Below are 470 nucleotides of genomic sequence, written 5' to 3' on the forward strand. Positions count from 1 at the left end.
CGAGCAGGTCGAGGTAGCCCATCTTTGCCTCGCCCGCCCGCTGGATGTACCGGGTCAGGGCCTCGGCCAGGTGCGGCAGGCCCAGCTTGGTGGCGGTGGTGCGGATGCGGGTGCTGGTCAGCTCGCTCAACGGGCTTCCTTGGTGGCGGAGTTGGCAGTGAAGGGGCGGGTGCCGGTCAGCTCGTCGTAGACCGACAGCGGACGGCGGCCGACCTCGACGTTCGCGGCGGCGGCCCGGTTCAGCAGAGCCTGCAGCGGTCCGGCCTCGAGCCCGACTGCCTGGCCGTGGCGGGGCGAGGGCAGAGCGTCGCCGGTGGTGACGCGGCGGCCGGCGCCGGTGGGAAGGCCGTCCCAGTGCGTTTCATCCACGATGCGGGCGCCTCGGCCAACGGCCCGCGGGTGGACGGCCAGCAAGGTCTGGCCACTTGTGTCGGGGACGGTCGAGTGCACGCTGACCTGCGACATCGTGG

Annotated in this window: 2 pseudogenes; both read right to left on the minus strand. The window is 72.6% G+C overall.

Features of this window, described 5'->3' with window-relative positions:
* Positions 1-130: pseudogene (locus M8J73_RS45870) on the minus strand (AAA family ATPase); the annotation flags it as partial.
* Positions 127-470 (minus strand): annotated as a pseudogene (locus tag M8J73_RS44615) (IS21 family transposase); the annotation flags it as partial. The pseudogenes M8J73_RS44615 and M8J73_RS45870, both read right to left, overlap by 4 nt.

Origin of the sequence: Streptomyces neyagawaensis (genome assembly GCF_023516595.1) — a bacterium.
Classification (GTDB): domain Bacteria; phylum Actinomycetota; class Actinomycetes; order Streptomycetales; family Streptomycetaceae; genus Streptomyces; species Streptomyces neyagawaensis.